The 16,118-nt window shown below is 58.5% G+C and carries 13 protein-coding genes, 1 tRNA gene and 1 pseudogene; 12 read left to right on the forward strand and 3 right to left on the reverse strand.

Annotated features, from left to right (window positions below):
• The first annotated feature begins 200 nt into the window (after positions 1-200).
• The 4 genes and pseudogenes from EKD03_RS18960 (at position 201) to EKD03_RS16795 (ending at position 3,118) form a co-directional block, all read left to right on the forward strand.
• Positions 201-332 carry a hypothetical protein gene (locus EKD03_RS18960; RefSeq protein ID WP_274542422.1) on the forward strand — a complete coding sequence of 44 codons (132 nt, stop codon included), beginning with the start codon at positions 201-203 and terminating at the stop codon, positions 330-332.
• Positions 333-654: 322 nt separating this feature from the next.
• Positions 655-857: pseudogene (locus EKD03_RS18880) on the forward strand (IS3 family transposase); the annotation flags it as partial.
• 285 nt (positions 858-1,142) lie between these two features.
• Entirely contained in the window at positions 1,143-2,606 is a 1,464-nt protein-coding gene (locus EKD03_RS16790) for a sensor histidine kinase (RefSeq protein ID WP_129633384.1), read from the forward strand.
• Positions 2,607-2,638: 32 nt separating this feature from the next.
• Positions 2,639-3,118 carry a DoxX family protein gene (locus EKD03_RS16795; protein ID WP_129633386.1) on the forward strand — a complete coding sequence of 160 codons (480 nt, stop codon included), beginning with the start codon at positions 2,639-2,641 and terminating at the stop codon, positions 3,116-3,118.
• Between the two features lie 194 nt (positions 3,119-3,312).
• Here the strand turns inward: EKD03_RS16795 and topA are convergent, their stop codons facing one another.
• The gene (gene topA / locus EKD03_RS16800) at positions 3,313-5,655 is read right to left on the reverse strand and encodes a type I DNA topoisomerase (RefSeq protein ID WP_129633388.1); all 2,343 of its coding nucleotides are present in this window, start codon (positions 5,653-5,655) and stop codon (positions 3,313-3,315) included.
• A 431-nt stretch (positions 5,656-6,086) separates the two neighbouring features.
• On the opposite strand from topA, the gene EKD03_RS16805 reads away from it, so the two are divergent.
• Complete coding sequence (locus tag EKD03_RS16805; RefSeq protein ID WP_129633390.1) at positions 6,087-7,556, forward strand: glycoside hydrolase family 10-like protein; 1,470 nt, start codon at positions 6,087-6,089, stop codon at positions 7,554-7,556.
• A 233-nt stretch (positions 7,557-7,789) separates the two neighbouring features.
• Entirely contained in the window at positions 7,790-8,767 is a 978-nt protein-coding gene (locus EKD03_RS16810) for a homoserine kinase (protein WP_129633392.1), read from the forward strand.
• Positions 8,768-8,797: 30 nt separating this feature from the next.
• Here EKD03_RS16810 and EKD03_RS16815 read toward each other — a convergent pair whose 3' ends face one another.
• Positions 8,798-8,989 (reverse strand): hypothetical protein, encoded by a 192-nt coding sequence (locus EKD03_RS16815; RefSeq protein WP_238613564.1) that lies wholly within the window; start codon positions 8,987-8,989, stop codon positions 8,798-8,800.
• A 205-nt stretch (positions 8,990-9,194) separates the two neighbouring features.
• Between EKD03_RS16815 and EKD03_RS16820 the strand changes: the two genes are divergently transcribed.
• On the forward strand, positions 9,195-12,107 hold the full coding sequence (locus EKD03_RS16820) for an insulinase family protein (RefSeq protein ID WP_129633394.1): 2,913 nt from the start codon (positions 9,195-9,197) through the stop codon (positions 12,105-12,107).
• A gap of 122 nt (positions 12,108-12,229) precedes the next feature.
• A complete protein-coding gene (locus tag EKD03_RS16825) occupies positions 12,230-13,552 on the forward strand; it encodes an MFS transporter (RefSeq protein ID WP_129633395.1) in 1,323 nt (440 codons plus the stop codon).
• Between the two features lie 9 nt (positions 13,553-13,561).
• On the opposite strand, the gene EKD03_RS16830 is transcribed toward EKD03_RS16825, so the two are convergent.
• A complete protein-coding gene (locus tag EKD03_RS16830) occupies positions 13,562-13,822 on the reverse strand; it encodes a hypothetical protein (protein ID WP_129633397.1) in 261 nt (86 codons plus the stop codon).
• Between the two features lie 254 nt (positions 13,823-14,076).
• On the opposite strand from EKD03_RS16830, the gene EKD03_RS16835 reads away from it, so the two are divergent.
• The 4 genes from EKD03_RS16835 to EKD03_RS16850 all read left to right on the forward strand — a co-directional run bounded on the left by EKD03_RS16835 (position 14,077) and on the right by EKD03_RS16850 (position 16,013).
• Positions 14,077-14,152: transfer RNA gene (locus EKD03_RS16835), tRNA-Arg, on the forward strand.
• A 273-nt stretch (positions 14,153-14,425) separates the two neighbouring features.
• The gene (locus EKD03_RS16840) at positions 14,426-14,791 is read left to right on the forward strand and encodes a response regulator (RefSeq protein WP_129633399.1); all 366 of its coding nucleotides are present in this window, start codon (positions 14,426-14,428) and stop codon (positions 14,789-14,791) included.
• 24 nt (positions 14,792-14,815) lie between these two features.
• The gene (locus tag EKD03_RS16845; protein WP_129633401.1) at positions 14,816-15,346 is read left to right on the forward strand and encodes a hypothetical protein; all 531 of its coding nucleotides are present in this window, start codon (positions 14,816-14,818) and stop codon (positions 15,344-15,346) included.
• A gap of 7 nt (positions 15,347-15,353) precedes the next feature.
• Complete coding sequence (locus EKD03_RS16850) at positions 15,354-16,013, forward strand: endonuclease III domain-containing protein (RefSeq protein ID WP_129633403.1); 660 nt, start codon at positions 15,354-15,356, stop codon at positions 16,011-16,013.
• Positions 16,014-16,118 lie beyond the last annotated feature (105 nt).

The following is a 16,118-nucleotide window of genomic DNA, read 5'->3' on the forward strand; positions in this document are numbered from 1 at the left end:
TGCGCGAGGCGGGTGTTGCCGCTCCGCAACCAAGATCGCGAAGCGACTATGTCGATGTGCCGTTTGCCTAGCCGGGTCGGGTGTTTGGAGATCGGCCACGATCACCGCCCATCGCACGATTCGTCCATGGTCAGCGCCCATGGACGAATCGGCGGCGATCACCCCCCGTTGACGAGTCACGGATGGGAGGCGAGAGGGTTATGGCCAGCCCCGCGCCCAACATCGCCTCGCAGGTGACGCCGCTGGCGCGGCCTGAACCTGGGTGCATTCTGGATATTCCCTACGAGGCAAACGCCATGCGGATCACGGGAAGCTGCCAGCGGCGCACCTGAAGGCAGGCGTTGGGCCTGCTGCTTCCTGGCATTCTGGGTGGGCGCGGGGCGGGGATCGGAGTCCGTGCCAAACATGGAACCATGCAGCCCCATCAAATTCAGATCATCACGAGCCAGCATCGTGCCAGGAGCCAGCATCGAGCCAAGAGGCAGCGCGGGTGCCAATGGTCAGATCGCGTCAATGGGCAGTATCGAGGCAGTGGCCAACCGTGTGCCAAGGGGCAGCATCGTGCCAAGGGGCAGCATCGTGCCAAGGGGCAGCATCGTGCCTATGGGCAGCCGACTGGCCGAGGAGTTGGTAGCCGGTGCCTCTGCCCACGAGGGCGTGGAGCCACACCAGCTCACGCTCCACGCGGATCGGGACGCGGCGATGACATCCAAGACGTTGTCTGCCCTCTTGCGCGACCTGGGGATCGCCAAATCCCATAGCCGTCCGAGACGATTTCCGACGATAATCCCTATTCGGAAAGCCAATGCAAGACGATGAAATATGGCGCAACGTACCCGGAGCGGTTTGCTAGTCTGGTCGTGGAACCCCAACCCTTTCCTGATGATCTGTGCCCGGATTTGGGGGTTCGGGGCGTAGCCCCAAGAACTTTGCACATGCCCTGCCCGAAAATATAGCTCCATTGCGTCTGCTACCCACATCGGCTACAATACAAGAAGCTAGAAATAGTGCGTGTTGGATGCACGGTTGAGTAATGTAATAACAACTCACGACTTCCAGATAGTCACGCAATAGATCTTATCAGTGTGCTTGTTGAGTGCAATGAAGATGAACATGTTCCTAAACTCATCTAGGCGTGATCCATGTCCTTCCGTACTCGCCTAACCCTCGCCTACAGCGGATTTTTTGCCCTCGCACTCTTTCTGCTCGGCTTGGGGATCTATTTCTCAGTTCGCCAGTCACTCTATGGCGGCGTCGAGCGCGACCTCTGGGCCGCGACCCAACAGGTGCGCGCTATCTTCAATGCGGGTGGCCTCGAACCTATTCGTACCCCCAGCGGCGAGATCTCGCTCTTCCTCAAGGGTGAGTTCATTCAGATCTTCAATAACCCCAACCTTACCGCGCAGGTCTTTAGCCCTACCGGCGATCTCCTCGATAGTACCCCCAACCTTGATGGTCAAGACCTAGCACTGCCGTCTGGCTCGCTAACCCTCGGAGCCGACCAGATCAATACTGGGATTATGTCGCTCCGCGAGATGAATAACATCCACATCCAATCACTCGTCACGCCGCTGGTGCTCAAGAATGGCCAGGTGGTGGGGATTTTGCAGGTTTCGCGCTCGCTTCGGGATGTTGAGTTGACTTTACGTATGTTGACGGTGATCCTCTTGGGGGGCAGTGCTATCGCTATTCTGATTACCGCCATGGGGACAACTCTGCTCTCCTGGCGTGCGTTGCTGCCGATTGATATGGTGACGCAGACGGCCCAAGGCATTGTGCGCGCTGAAGACCTCGGCCAGCGCGTGCCCGTCCCGCCCCAACAGGATGAACTCCACCGGCTGACGGTCACCATCAATGATCTGCTGGGGCGTATGGAGACGCTCTTCAATACCCAGCAGCGCTTTGTCGCCGATGTGAGCCACGAACTGCGCACGCCGTTAGCGGCAATGCAGGGTAACCTCGAATTACTCGCACGCGGGGCGACTAATAATCCAGAGATCTTGGATGAGGTCATGGGCGACATGCGCCGCGAAACCGCCCGCCTCATCCGTATGGTCAACGACCTGCTCGTCTTGGCGCAGAGCGACACGCGCCGCCAGATCCGCGCCGAACCGGTGGAACTTGATACCCTGCTCCTCGAAGTCTACCGTGAACTCCGCCCCCTCACTGGTGAGGTCACGCTACGCCTTGGTGAAGAGGATCAAGTCTTAGTCTACGGGGATCGTGATCGCCTCAAGCAGGCACTTTTGAACCTGGGCGTCAATGCCATCCAACACACTCCCCCCGGCGGCTATGTTACTATGGGGCTGGAACGGCGCGAAGGGTTTGCCTGTCTGAGTGTGGCCGATACCGGCGAGGGCATCGCCGATAGCGATCTTCCCCACATCTTCGACCGTTTCTTTCGTGCCGACCGTTCCCGCTCACGCCATAGTGGTGGAGCCGGCTTAGGGCTCTCGATTGTGCGCTGGGTTGCCGAGGCCCACCGTGGCTCCGTCACGGTGGCGAGTATACCCGGTCGGGGGAGTACCTTTGCGATCTGGTTACCTCTACCAGAAACCGATCAGGGTTCAATGCCTGATTCTATGGTAGATCCAGAGTTTGAATGAGTGGAGTAGTGTTAATGGAACAGGAACAACGAATGGAAGCAGCATCAAAGCGCGATTGGGGCCGCATCGGAAGAAATACGGTCGTCGCTCTGCGCTATGGTTTCGGAGCCTTCTTCCTCTACGGGGCATACCACAAGACGGTGCGTGGCTGGATGACCAGCCCGGTCATGCGTGAACACTTTGCTCAGCGCCTCAGTGAACTCGATCCTGAATCCTTCTCGGCATGCTACCTGCGCCACTTCGCCATCCCCTGGTACCGCCCGGTCTCAATTGTGCTCACAATTGGACAGATGATAGTGGCCACTGGGATGCTGTTGGGGCTTGCGGTACGCCCCACCGCTGGGCTATCGCTCTTCCTGCTGATGAATATCAGCGCCGGGGCGTTCTTCAATCCGAGTATGCCGCCCTTCCTGGTGGCTGCCGTCCTCTTTATGACGACGCCCTCCGGGCAGTGGTTCGGCTTGGATAAGATCTTGCACGCCAAGTACCCGGATTCGCCGTTATTTAAGTAGGGGTTCTTTTCTATACCCCTCCTCCCTACCCCCTACCCTGAAAGGGGAGGGGGTGATATATTTCCGGTGCTGAAGCGCACGCTTTGCGTGCGCTTCAGCACCGGAAAAGCGATACCCCCCTCTCCCGCGTGCGGGAGAGGGGGCAGGGGGGTGAGGGCCAAATAGCGGGCGGCAGCGCCAACCCCGAAGGCTCCCTACTTTTTCTTGCGTGTGCTCGGCTTCTTCGCTGGCGCGGGCTTCTTGACGGGCGCGGGTTTCTCCGCTGGAGGTTCGCTCTCAACCACTGGGGCCAGTTGCTCCAAACTGTTGCTGGCATAATCGCACTTGGGGTAGCGCGAACAACCATAGAAGGGGCGGCCAAACTTGCCGCGCCGACCCATCAGTTCGCCCTCGTGACACTTCGGGCAGGCCACGCCGGTGGGAACGGGTAACGGCACGGGCTTGCCGTCCTTCCCGATGCGGCGAGTGTTGGCACACTCCGGGTAGCCCGAACAACCCAGGAAGGGCCCGAAACGGCTCTTCTTGATCACCATGGGCCGCCCACACAGGTTGCACATCACGTCGCTCGTTTCGGGCGCACTCGCCTTGTCGAGCACGATCTTGCCATCCGCATCACGGTGGAAGTCGCTGGTGAAGTCGCACGAATCTTCGCTAACGACCTTGCTCTTGCTGTAGCGCGAACAGGCCAGAAATTCGCCGTTGCGCCCGAACTTGATCGCCAGATTGGCCTGCCCACACTTCGGGCAGACGATGTCGGTCAGGATCTCTTCACGCTTCACATTGCGCATCTCGTTCTTGGCGTTCTGAAGCGTGTTCTGGAACGGCCCGTAGAACTCATGCAGCACCGGCACCCAACGCTTACTGCCCTCGGCAATATCATCAAGTTGCTGCTCTAGCGCCGAGGTAAAGTCGTAGTCCACGATCTTGGGGAAGTGCTGCACGAGCAGATCGGTCACCACCCGCCCCAAGGTGGTCGGCACCAGTTTCTTCTCGGCCAGTTCCACATACTCGCGCTCCTGAATCGTCGAGATAATCGAGGCATAGGTCGAGGGCCGCCCGATCCCCAACTGCTCCAGATCCTTGACGAGGCTGGCCTCGGTGAAGCGCGGCTGCGGCTCGGTGAAGTGCTGGATGGGCAACAGGGCCAGCAGGTTGAAGAGCTCGGCCTCGCTGAGGAGTGGCAAGCGCCGCTCACTATCCTCGTCCTCTTCACCCTCATCCAGGCTCACGTTGTAGACCGCCAGGAAACCGGGGAACTTGAGCACACTCCCGGTCGCACGGAAGGTGTAGGGGGCGCTCGTGGCTTGCGGGTTGGTGAAGGCCCCAATATCCACCGTGGTGCTATCAAAGACTGCTGGTGCCATCTGGCTGGCCACAAAGCGCTTCCAGATCAGGTCATAGAGCCGCAAGAGATCCCGGTCGAGTTTGGCGGCGACGGCATCAGGGTGGCGGGCACTGCTGGTGGGGCGAATCGCCTCGTGAGCCTCCTGGGCCGCCTTGGCGCGAGTCTTATAGATCGGTGGCTTCTCTGGCAGATACGCATCGCCATACATCGCCGCGATCACCTGACGCGCCTCCTGCTGCGCCTCAGCAGCCACATTGGTGCTGTCGGTACGCATATAGGTAATCAAACCTACCGTACCCTCATCGCCGCCAATGTCAATCCCCTCATAGAGCCGCTGGGCCAGCATCATGGTTTTTTTGGCTCCAAAGCCAAGTTTGCGGCCCGCCTCCTGCTGCAACGTGCTGGTGGTGAAGGGCGGCGCGGCACTGCGGCGCTTATCGCGGCGCACGATCTTCTGCACCCGATAGCGCGCATCTTGCAGATCGGTCACGATAGACTCGGCCTGCTCCTGGTTCGGCACCGCGAACTTATCGAGCTTTTTACCGTCGCGCTCGATCAGCACCGCCCGGAACGAGTCACGCTTCAGATCGCTGCCCTGCTTCGAGAGATCGGCCTCTATTGTCCAATACTCCTGGGCCACAAAGGCTTCAATCGTCTGTTCGCGCTCGACAATCAGGCGCACCGCAACTGACTGTACGCGGCCCGCTGAAAGCCCGCGCTTCACCTTGTCCCACAGCAATGGGCTGAGTTGGTAGCCCACCAGCCGATCAAGCACGCGCCGCGCCTGCTGCGCATCTACCAAATTGGTATCAATCTGGCGCGGATTATTGATCGCGTGCTGCACCGCGTTGCGCGTGATTTCCTGAAAAACCACCCGAAAGATCGGGGTGCGCTTGGGCACATTCACCGCCTGGGTGATATGCCACGCAATCGCCTCCCCCTCACGGTCGGGGTCCGTTGCTAGGTAGATCGCATCAGCACCGCGCACTGCTTGGCGCAACTCACTGACCACCTTCTGCTTGGTCACTTCATAGACCGGCGCAAAGTTATTCTCCAGATCGATGGAGAGATCCTTCTTCGGCAAGTCACGGACGTGGCCCATGCTGGAAGTGACCCGATACCCGCGTCCGAGATATTTTTGGATCGTCTTCGCCTTAGCTGGCGACTCGACGATAACGAGTTTATCGCCCATACCATCTTTCTGAATAGCTATAATTGCGCCCAGAACCGTTATAGCACTATACGCAGGCTATGATCTCTTGTCAAGTAGGGGCGAAGCAGTAACTATTCACACTTGGGGTAAAAGAAACCTCGTTTTGACGCAAAGGCGCGAAGACGCAAAGGGTTGTTGCAGGCTTTGAGCCTTGGCGTCTTTGCGTCAAAATCGGAATGCTAGGAGAACTGTGAATAGTTACGCGAAGCATCAGCATGGCATGAGCAAAGTCCTTGGGGCTGCACCCCAAGCCCCAATTTTTGTTGTTGTTTGGCGGCTTCGCCGCCCCCGAACCCCCACCGGAGGTGACTTTGCCCATGCCTCGCCCCCCTACAAGGCCGGTTTGACTCCTCAGGCACAATTCTTTATCCTAGAGACCGATTGGTTACAATCACCCGAAAGGAACTCCGATGCGACGTAGCGTGCTCCTGATTATCCTGCTGGTTGCCATGCTATTGGGCAACCTTCCCGCGCCAACCCAGGCCCAGGAACCGATTCAGCAGATGCGTGCCTTCTGGGTAGATGCGCTGCATCCCGGTTTCTATAACCATGCCCAGGTGGATGAACTGGTTGAGAATGTGGTGCGCGCCAATGCCAATACGATCATTGTGCAGGTGCGGCGCCACGGCGATGCCTGGTATAACAACAGTTTTGAGCCACGGGCCGCCAATCCGCTGCTCGCTCCCGCCGCTGAGTTCGATCCCCTCGGCTATCTGATCGAGAAGGCGCATAGCATGGGTGTGCAGGTGCATGCCTGGATGGTGGTCTCGGTCACATGCCGCTCCACCGACCCGCTCTGGGGGCATCCCAATCACATCTGTACCACCCACGGCCCCGAAGCCCAGGGGGCTGAACGTTGGACGACCGCGACCTTTAATGGTACCCAGGTGGGCGATCTGGACTTCGGGCATCCCGAATCGATCAGCTATATGGAGCGCGTGGTGCAACATGTGCTCCAAGCCTACCCCAACCTGGATGGCCTGCATTGGGACTATATCCGCCTCTCTGGGATGAGCTACGGCTATAACCAGGTGAGCCTCGAACGTTTCAACCGCACCTACGGCAACCCCATGAATTATCGCCCCGATCCGGGTGATTCGCTCTGGAGCCAGTGGCGCCGCGACCGGGTGACGGAGACGGTGCGCCGACTCTATATCCGCGCCAAGGCGATCAATCCGCGCATCCAAGTCAGTGCGGCGACGATTACCTGGGGCGGCTTGGGCAGCACCGGCGATTGGGCCGAATCATCGGCCTATCGTCAGGTCTTTCAGGATTGGCCGGCGTGGCTTGAAGAGGGGATTATTGATTTTGCCGTGCCTATGCACTATTTTGAAGAGGGCGTGCCGCGTTCCCGCGCCTGGTATGATGGCTGGCTGGCCTTCGACCATACCCACACCGGGCGCAGGGCGATTGTGCCGGGTGTCGGGGCGTGGCTAAACACCTCAGGCCAGAACATCGGCCAGGTGCAGCGCGCCCTCAGCCCCAATGAACAGGGCCACACGCTGTCGGGTGTCTCCTTCTACTCCTACGCGGTTCCCTTCAATGGCTCCAACTTTAACGCCCGCCGCGCCTTTATGGACGAACTGCGCAACGGCGTCTTTGCTCAGCCAGCGCGTGTGCCCGAATGGCCCTGGATTGCCAACCCTACCGGTGGCCATCTGCAAGGCATCGCGACCGTTGAAGGTCAAATCGTGCCAGAGGCCAAGATTAGCCTCATCCATAACGAAGTCTGGCTGCGCGACATCTACGCCTCGGCTGATGGCTGGTTCGGAGCGGTCGAGCTGCCCCCCGGTGAGTATATCATCGCCATTACCCGCGCCGATGGAGTGCAAAGTTGGCTACATACAACCGTCACCGCCGGGTTTGTGACGAGTCTGTAAGGGCGGCTGCGCCGCCAACAGATGAGTAGGGTCGAAGCATCGCCCGCCATGGCGCAGGGGAACCCGGACAAGGTTGGCGGGCGATGCTTCACCCCTACTTACGTTCATGTCAATGGGCAGCGAAGTCACCAAAGCCATGTAACTTTGTTGTTACTTTATGTGATACGGTTGTGATGCGTTGCGTTAGCCTTGATACCCGCAGCAGCATTGCTGCCTACATATAGATACGACCCATGCTTACCCATAATGATGTTAAACGCGCACTCTCGCTCTACAACCTTGGCGAACTCCGCTCGGTCTGTTCCGCCGCCCACGGATTAGTTAATGAGACCGCCTTCGCCGAAACGAGTACCGGACGCTATGTAATTCGGCGTAATCAGCGCCGTTTAGGGCGTGCATCGCTCACTTTGCGCCACCAGCTCCACGCATGGTTGAGTAGCCACGAGATCCCGTGTCCACGCCTCATCCCGGCGATCAATGGCGAGACCTCGGTCGAGATTGACGGGCGCATCTTTGAAGTCGCCACCTTCCTGAGTGGTGAGGACTACTGCGCCAGTCGGCCTGCCCAATCGGCGAGTGTGGGATCGGTGCTTGCCGACTACCACGAGGCAGTCCAGGGCTTCCCCGGTCAGCCTTCACCCCAAGCACCACGCTACAACCCCTCCATCCTGCTTGGGCTAACCGAGCGCCTGCTCCAGCGCGATGTCTTAGGCGATCTGACCCTCCAACTCTCCTGGTATGATCGCCGCGCCGCTGAATTGCACGCCCGCCTGACCGATACCGACTACGCCAAACTCCCGCATGCCCTCATCCACGGTGATGTCCACCGCGACAATATGCTCTTCCTCAACGATGATGTCTCGGCCCTCCTCGATTTTGATCAGGTGACGATTGATGCGCGGATTGTGGATGTCGCCGATGCGCTGGTGGATTTCGCCCAAGGCAAGCCACCCCAGAACTGGTCGCCCTGGGGTGTCTATGCTGGCCCGCTCGACACCGAACGCGCACGTTTGCTGCTCGACAGTTATGACAGTATCAGCCCACTCACCAAGGGTGAGTGTAGTGCCCTGCCAATACTGATGGAGGTGCTCTGGATGCAAGGCAACCTACGGCGGGTCCTCACTACCGCCGAGGCCGAGCCGGATTACCACATCGAGGTGCTCGATCAGGGCCGCTGGTTGGCCGAGTGGATGCAGCAGACCCGGTTATAACCATACGCGAGACGGCCCACCGGGCCGTCTCTACTTCTTTCCCCCTAATACGCGGTGAATCAAGAAATCAATACTCACAAAGAGAATCAGTCCCACCAGCAATAACCCCCACCATGGCATTGAGACCCACACCACAATCCGTAGCCGCGACCAGATCAACCAGAGTACAAAGCCCAATGCTGCGAGGGTGAGCAGGGCTGAATAGGCGCGTTGCATCTGCATCGTTCATGTCCTCTTCATTATGATGTTCCCTCTTTCAATACGCAGTAAGCGTCGCGAAGGTTGCACTACCTCCAGTGGGGGTTTGGGGGCGGCTGCGCCGCCAAAACAGAACAAAAACTGGCTTTGGGGTGTGGCCCTCCCCCCTGAACATCCAAAAATTGGTACAATAACTATGGTAGCCCATGGCACATAGAAAGAGAACCCAATGACGTCTACGCATGGTTTCACCCTAATTCGCGATGAAGCGATCACCGAACTTAATACCCAGGCGCGGATCTATCGCCACGAAAAGACCGGCGCAGAATTGCTCTCGCTCAGCAATGATGACGAGAATAAGTGTTTCGGGGTCACCTTCCGTACCCCACCTGAAGATTCGACCGGCATTGCCCATATTCTCGAACACTCGGTGCTGTGTGGCTCACGCAAATATCCCGTCAAGGAGCCGTTTGTCGAACTACTCAAGAGTTCGCTCAAAACCTTCTTAAATGCCTTTACCTACCCCGATAAGACCTGCTATCCGGTGGCCTCCACCAACCTGCAAGACTTCTACAATCTGGTTGATGTCTATCTCGATGCGGTCTTCTTCCCCCGCATTACCCCAGAGATCCTCAAGCAGGAGGGCTGGCACTACGAGCTAGAACACAAAGATGCGCCGCTCATCTATAAGGGCGTGGTCTTTAATGAGATGAAGGGAGCCTACTCCTCGCCCGAAGGGGTTTTGGGGCGGCTCACGCAGCAGTCGCTCTTCCCCGATACGACTTATGGCCACTCGTCGGGCGGCGATCCCAAGGCGATCCCCGATCTGACCTACGAGCAGTTTAAGCACTTCCATACAACGTTCTACCACCCCTCCAATGCGCGCCTCTTCTTTTATGGTGATGACCCAGAGGAGGAGCGCTTGCGCCTGCTTGATGTCTATCTGAGTGAGTTTGAGGCGATCAATCCTGCCTCGCAGATCGCGATGCAGACGCCATTTGAGGCTCCGCGCACCTTTGCATACACCTACGCTGCTGATGATACCAGCGGCAAAAAGGGCATGGTCTCGCTCAACTGGATGCTGGAGGCCGAACAGGATGTTGAGCGGATTCTGCGTTTGGAACTGCTCAGTTATATTCTACTGGGCAATGCTGCTGCCCCGCTGCGCAAGGCACTGATCGACTCGGGTCTCGGTGAAGACCTCACCAGCAGTGGCTATCACGATGGTCTGCTCCAACACACCTTCGCGGTTGGCTTGAAGGGCATTAAACCGGCTGATGAAGAGCAGGTCGAGACGCTGATCCTCACCACGCTGGCCCGCTTGTCCGCCGAGGGGATCGATCCTGAGACCATCGCGGCGGCACTCAACACCTTCGAGTTTAGTCTGCGCGAGAATAATACCGGCTCCTTCCCACGCGGTCTGAGCCTGATGCTACGCGCCCTAGACACCTGGCTCTACGATGGTGATCCGCTCGCCCCGCTGCGCTTCGAGCAACCCATGGCCAACATTCGCGCCGCCGTGGAGCGTGGCGAACGCATCTTTGAAGAACTCATCCGCCAGATGCTCCTCGATAACCCCCACCGCATCCGCGTCCTCCTCCAACCCGATTCGACCCAGGCTGAACGTGAGGCTGCCGAGGAACGCGCCCGCCTGGAGGCAATCCGCGCCACCATGAGCGATGCTGACCTCGAACGGGTGGTTGCCGAGACTCTCGCGCTCAAGGAGATGCAGGAGCGCGCCGATCCGCCAGAGGAACTGGCCAAGATCCCGACCCTCACCCTGGCCAATATCGAGCGCCAAGGCAAGAATATTCCTACCAGTGAGACGCAGATCGCGGAGACCACCGTACTGCACCACGATCTCTTCACCAACGGGATTGTCTACCTGACGCTGGCCTTCGACCTGAAGATGCTGCCTCCGAGCCTACTGCCCTATGTGCCGCTCTTTGGGCGTGCCCTCACCGAGATGGGGACCCAGAACGAGGACTTTGTGAAGATCCTCCAGCGCATCGGGCGCGAGACGGGTGGCGTGGGCGCGGGTGCGAGTACCGCGAGTAAGGTGAAGAGTGGCGAGGCGGTCGGCTACCTGATGGTGTCGGGTAAATCCACGCTAGAGAAGGCCGAGGCGATGTTGGCGATCATGCGCGACATCTTGCTGACGGTCAATCTCGACAACCGCGAGCGCTTTAAGCAGATGGTGTTGCGCTCCAAGGCCGGGCGCGAGTCGAGCCTAGTACCGAGTGGCCACAGCTACGCCCGCCAGCGCCTCGCGGCGCGCCTCAGTGCCGCCGAGTGGGTAGACGAGCAGATGGGCGGGATTGAGGGTCTCTTCTTCATCCGCGAGCTTGAGCAGCAGATCGAGCAGGATTGGCCCACCGTCCTCGCCAATCTCGAACAGGTGCGCAGCCATCTCATCAATCGGCGCGGCATGTTCGCCAATGTGACCCTCGATGCCAACAGTTACCAGAACTTTAGCCCGCAGTTGGCTGAATTTCTCAGCAACCTGCCCGCCACGGACTACACCCCCGCCGAGTGGGGCGTGAGTACCGCTCATCTGGCTGAAGGACTAACCATCCCCGCCAAGGTCAACTATGTGGCCAAAGGCGCGAACCTCTACCAGTATGGGATCAAACCCAACGGCAGCGCCTCGGTCGTAATCAAATTGCTCAATACCGAATGGCTCTGGGAAAAGGTGCGCGTACAAGGCGGAGCCTACGGCGGCTTCTGCGGCTTCAACCGCAACAACGGACTCTTCACCTACACCTCGTACCGCGATCCCAACCTCGTGGCGACACTCGACATCTATGATCGCACCGGCGACTTCCTGCGCAACCTCGCCATTGATCAGACCGGGTTAGAGCGAGCGATTATTGGTACCATCAGCGACATAGACGGCTACCAACTCCCCGACGCCAAGGGCGGTACCGCCATGTGGCGTCACATCCTGGGAGCCAGCGATGCGTATCGCCAGCAGTTGCGCGAAGAGATCCTCGACACGACCATCGCCGACCTACACGCCTTTGCAGACGCGGTGGATGCCGTGCGTGAGCAGGGTATCATCACGGTGGTTGGTTCCGCCGATGCGGTCGCGGCGGCCAACCAGGAGCGACCGGGATTATTAACTCCAGTGCGGGTGTTGTAAATTTGTTCACGCAGTAGGGGCGAAGCATCGCCACCAAGTTAGCCACCATTCCCCAACTACATGGTGGGCGATGCTTCGCCCCTACACGATGATCGGGGAACCCGGCAAAAGGAAGATCGCTCATGACCGAAGACCGCAAGGAACAGATCAGTTGGTACTTCTACGACTGGGCCAACTCGGCCTTCTCGACTACCGTCGTCACCCTCTTTCTCGGCCCATACCTCGAAAGTGTCAGCAAAGCAGCAGCGGATGCCGACGGCCTGATCTACCCGCTAGGCATTCCCATTGCCTACGGTTCCTTCTACCCCTACATCGTCTCGCTCTCCGTCTTACTGCAAGTCCTCTTCCTCCCCATTCTGGGGGCGATTGCCGACTACTCCAACATCAAGAAACAACTCCTCGGCATCTTTGCCTATGTAGGGGCCTTCGCAACGATGGGCCTCTTTTTTGTGCAGGGTAGCAACTACATGTTGGGCGGCGGCCTCTTCCTGATCGCCAACCTCGCCTTTGGCGCGGCGATGGTCTTTTATAACGCCTACCTGCCCGAAATCGCCAGCCCCGACCGGCGCGACACCGTCTCCTCGCAAGGCTGGGCCACCGGCTACCTGGGAGGTGGGTTACTCCTCGTCCTCAACCTGATCCTCTTTATGAACGCCAAGTCCTTTGGGCTGAGCGAAAGCTTGGCGGTGCGGATCTGTTTGGCCTCAGCGGGTATGTGGTGGGCGATCTTTACGATCATTCCGATGCTCAACCTGCGCATGCGGGCGCAGCGCAAAGCCCTGCCCGCTGGTCAACATTATGTCACCGTGGGCTTTAAGCAACTCGCCCACACCTTCAGCCAGATGCGCCACTACCCCCAGACGCTGACCTTCTTAGTGGCGTACCTGCTCTACAACGACGGAATTCAGGCGGTAATCGCACTGGCCTCGGTCTTTGGCGCAGCCGAGTTGGGCATCCCGCAAACCTACCTGATCGCCACCATCCTCATGGTGCAATTCGTCGCCTTTGGGGGCGCACTCGGCTTCGGCTGGCTGGCGCGGCGCATCGGCAGCAAACACGCAATCATGGTCAGCCTAGTGATCTGGGTTGGCGCGGTCATTTTTGGCTACCTGATGCCCGCCAACAACGTCCCGCTCTTCTTTGTGTTGGGGGCGATCATCGCGGTTGTGCTGGGGGGCAGCCAAGCCATCAGCCGCTCGGTCTTCTCGCTGATGATCCCGGCGGGGCAAGAGGCCGAATACTTCAGCCTGTATGAAGTGAGCGAACGCGGCACCAGTTGGCTGGCCCCGCTCTTCTTCGGCTTGGCGTTACAATTTACCGGCAGTTACCGCATCGCCATCGTCTCGCTCATGGTCTTCTTCATCATCGGGCTGATTATCCTCACCCGCGTTGATGTGCGCAAGGCCGCAATTGAAGCGGGAAACACGGCACCCGCGCATGGGTAACCCACGCCATTAACGCCGCCGCCGACGGGGCGCAGATTGCTGGCCACGGCGCACCATAATCTGCCACCCCGTCTCGGTGTCCATCTGGCGCGCAATCTGTTCATCACTCACCCGATTGGCCTGCGCATCATTGAGCGACGCAATCGTGCGATCCATCGCCTCCTCTTCAGGCGAGACCTGGGCCACATTCTGCCAGAAACGCCAAACCAGCGCGACCAACAGGATCAATAAGAGACCAGCAACCACAAAGAGCAGGTACGCAGTCCACATGAAGCCACCTCATCAGCACAACCGAGCGCTACACCCAGTATACCCGATCTGACCTCCCGGAGCCGTCATGAATCTCAAAACCAGCTACCCGCTCTGGATCATGCGAATCATCTACTGGTTACTCTGTCTGCTTCTGATCAACACATCTATGGCCACCGCGCACGGCCATTTTGGCTAACCTCAACACGATTGACACGCCTAATCTACCATGATAGACTAGGCGTGTTGTCATTTGGCGTTAGGACGGTCTATACGCCCTCGTAGCTCAGAGGATAGAGCAGCAGTTTCCTAAACTGCGTGTCAGCCGTTCGAGTCGGCTCGGGGGCGCCACAGGTTACGTCTTCCTCATACAAAGCGCCGATCCAGCTGGATCGGCGCTTTGCCCATGTGACAACCTAAGACAAGGTTCAACTGAGTTTGCCACGGTTCCGCAACGGTAACACTGATTCGCCACTTCTGATCGTGTATGATGTCACGGGAAGGAGGGTATAATGGAGTGATGACACTGACGTTTGATCGCCTAAACCATAGGGGTGTTGTTAGGATGAACGTGTGTTGATACCTACCATTGGCACCTCCTGAACCGAAAGGAGAGTGGCTCCTATGAGCAAAATTCTGCTGGTTGAAGATAATGAGATGAACCGTGATATGCTCTCGCGACGCCTCCAACGCAAGGGCTATGAGGTCGTAATTGCCACCGACGGCGAACAGGGTGTCGCCATGGCCCAGTCCGAACTTCCTGATCTCATCCTGATGGATATGAGTCTGCCGGTGTTGGATGGCTGGCAAGCCACTCGTATCATCAAGGCTCAACCCGCCATTGCAGCGGTACCCATCATTGCCCTTACGGCCCACGCAATGGCTGGCGACCAAGAGCGCTGCTTTGCCGCAGGCTGCGATGACTATGATACGAAGCCGGTTGATCTGCCCCGTTTGTTGGCCAAAATTGAGGCTCTGCTCGCATCATAATTACATTCCAAGGAGTGTCTCCTTATGTCAAATTCATCCCACGAGCAGCTTCGCCACGCCATCCTCGACCTCTTTCACGAGACGTTGAGCCGCTATCCGCCGCCCTACGCGCCCGGCCCCGAACCCGCCGGTGATCCGCCCTACCGCCTAGGGGATTACCTGATTTATCAGGGCTATCTCTCGCCTCGCAACCTGACCTCAGCTATCAATGAGTCTCTGGCCCACCCGACGCCCACCCGGAAGACCTCGCCGTTAGGGGTAACCCTGGTCAATCACTACAACATTCCCGGCCCGGTGTTGGCCGTCACCCTGTTGCTCCAAACCATGGATCGCCTCGAACAGACACCGAGCCTACCACCACACTTCCTGGGTGAACAACTCCTGCGCGAAGCCGCGCTCTCGCCCGAACAGCTCGCGGTCGTCCTCGAAGAACAGGTTGAGGATTATGCCCATGGTCAGTGGCGCCGTCTCGGCGATCTGATCGCCAACCACGGGTGGCTCGATGCTGAAACCCTCAGCGCAGCAGTGCATGCGGTACGCCATGGCGATGTGTGATCTGGATATGACGACACCCTTCCCCATCACAACAGTGCTCGATCTGGTTGAGGCGGCCTTGCCCGCCTTCAACCAACCCTTGATTGACCAGATGAGCGCCGAGCAGCAGACGCCGTTCCGCATTCTGGTCGCTACCATCCTCAGCCTGCGCACCAAGGATACCCTCACCGCTGTGGTTGCCCCGCGCCTCTTTACACTTGCCGACACCCCGGCGAGTCTGTTGGCCCTCGGTGAGCAGCGCCTCGCCGAACTGATCTACCCGGTAGGGTTTTATCAGAATAAGGCGCGCAGTCTGATCGCAATTGCCCATATGCTGCTCGAACGCTATAACGGCGCGGTGCCTTCCGATCTGGAGGCGCTACTGGAACTACCCGGTGTTGGGCGGAAGACCGCCAATCTGGTGCGGACAGCCGGGTTTGGCCTGCCGGGGATCTGTGTGGATATTCACGTCCACCGGATCACCAACCGCTGGGGTTATGTGGCCACCAAAGATCCCGATACGACTGAGATGACGTTGCGCACGATCCTGCCCACGCAGTATTGGATTCCGATCAACCGTCTGCTGGTCACTTTTGGCCAGAATATCTGCCACCCCACCTCACCCCACTGTAGTACCTGCCCGGTAGCCGCCTACTGCGCTCGCATTGGGGTGACACGTAGCCGCTAAGTCTGAGTCCGCAGATTACGCAGATTACGCAGATTATGCAGATTATGCAGATTATGCAGATTATGCAGATTATGCAGATTATGCAGATTATGCAGATTATGCAGA

It is taken from the genome of Candidatus Oscillochloris fontis (assembly GCF_004138135.1).
Taxonomy (GTDB): Bacteria; Chloroflexota; Chloroflexia; order Chloroflexales; family Chloroflexaceae; genus Oscillochloris; species Oscillochloris fontis.

Bases quoted from the DNA above. Each gene is read 5' to 3' on its own strand.
- EKD03_RS18960 (WP_274542422.1), top strand. From the start codon at position 201: ATGGCCAGCCCCGCGCCCAACATCGCCTCGCAGGTGACGCCGCTGGCG.
- EKD03_RS16790 (WP_129633384.1), top strand. From the start codon at position 1,143: ATGTCCTTCCGTACTCGCCTAACCCTCGCCTACAGCGGATTTTTTGCC.
- EKD03_RS16795 (WP_129633386.1), top strand. From the start codon at position 2,639: ATGGAAGCAGCATCAAAGCGCGATTGGGGCCGCATCGGAAGAAATACG.
- topA (WP_129633388.1), bottom strand. From the start codon at position 5,655: ATGGGCGATAAACTCGTTATCGTCGAGTCGCCAGCTAAGGCGAAGACG.
- EKD03_RS16805 (WP_129633390.1), top strand. From the start codon at position 6,087: ATGCGACGTAGCGTGCTCCTGATTATCCTGCTGGTTGCCATGCTATTG.
- EKD03_RS16810 (WP_129633392.1), top strand. From the start codon at position 7,790: ATGCTTACCCATAATGATGTTAAACGCGCACTCTCGCTCTACAACCTT.
- EKD03_RS16815 (WP_238613564.1), bottom strand. From the start codon at position 8,989: ATGCAGATGCAACGCGCCTATTCAGCCCTGCTCACCCTCGCAGCATTG.
- EKD03_RS16820 (WP_129633394.1), top strand. From the start codon at position 9,195: ATGACGTCTACGCATGGTTTCACCCTAATTCGCGATGAAGCGATCACC.
- EKD03_RS16825 (WP_129633395.1), top strand. From the start codon at position 12,230: ATGACCGAAGACCGCAAGGAACAGATCAGTTGGTACTTCTACGACTGG.
- EKD03_RS16830 (WP_129633397.1), bottom strand. From the start codon at position 13,822: ATGTGGACTGCGTACCTGCTCTTTGTGGTTGCTGGTCTCTTATTGATC.
- EKD03_RS16840 (WP_129633399.1), top strand. From the start codon at position 14,426: ATGAGCAAAATTCTGCTGGTTGAAGATAATGAGATGAACCGTGATATG.
- EKD03_RS16845 (WP_129633401.1), top strand. From the start codon at position 14,816: ATGTCAAATTCATCCCACGAGCAGCTTCGCCACGCCATCCTCGACCTC.
- EKD03_RS16850 (WP_129633403.1), top strand. From the start codon at position 15,354: ATGACGACACCCTTCCCCATCACAACAGTGCTCGATCTGGTTGAGGCG.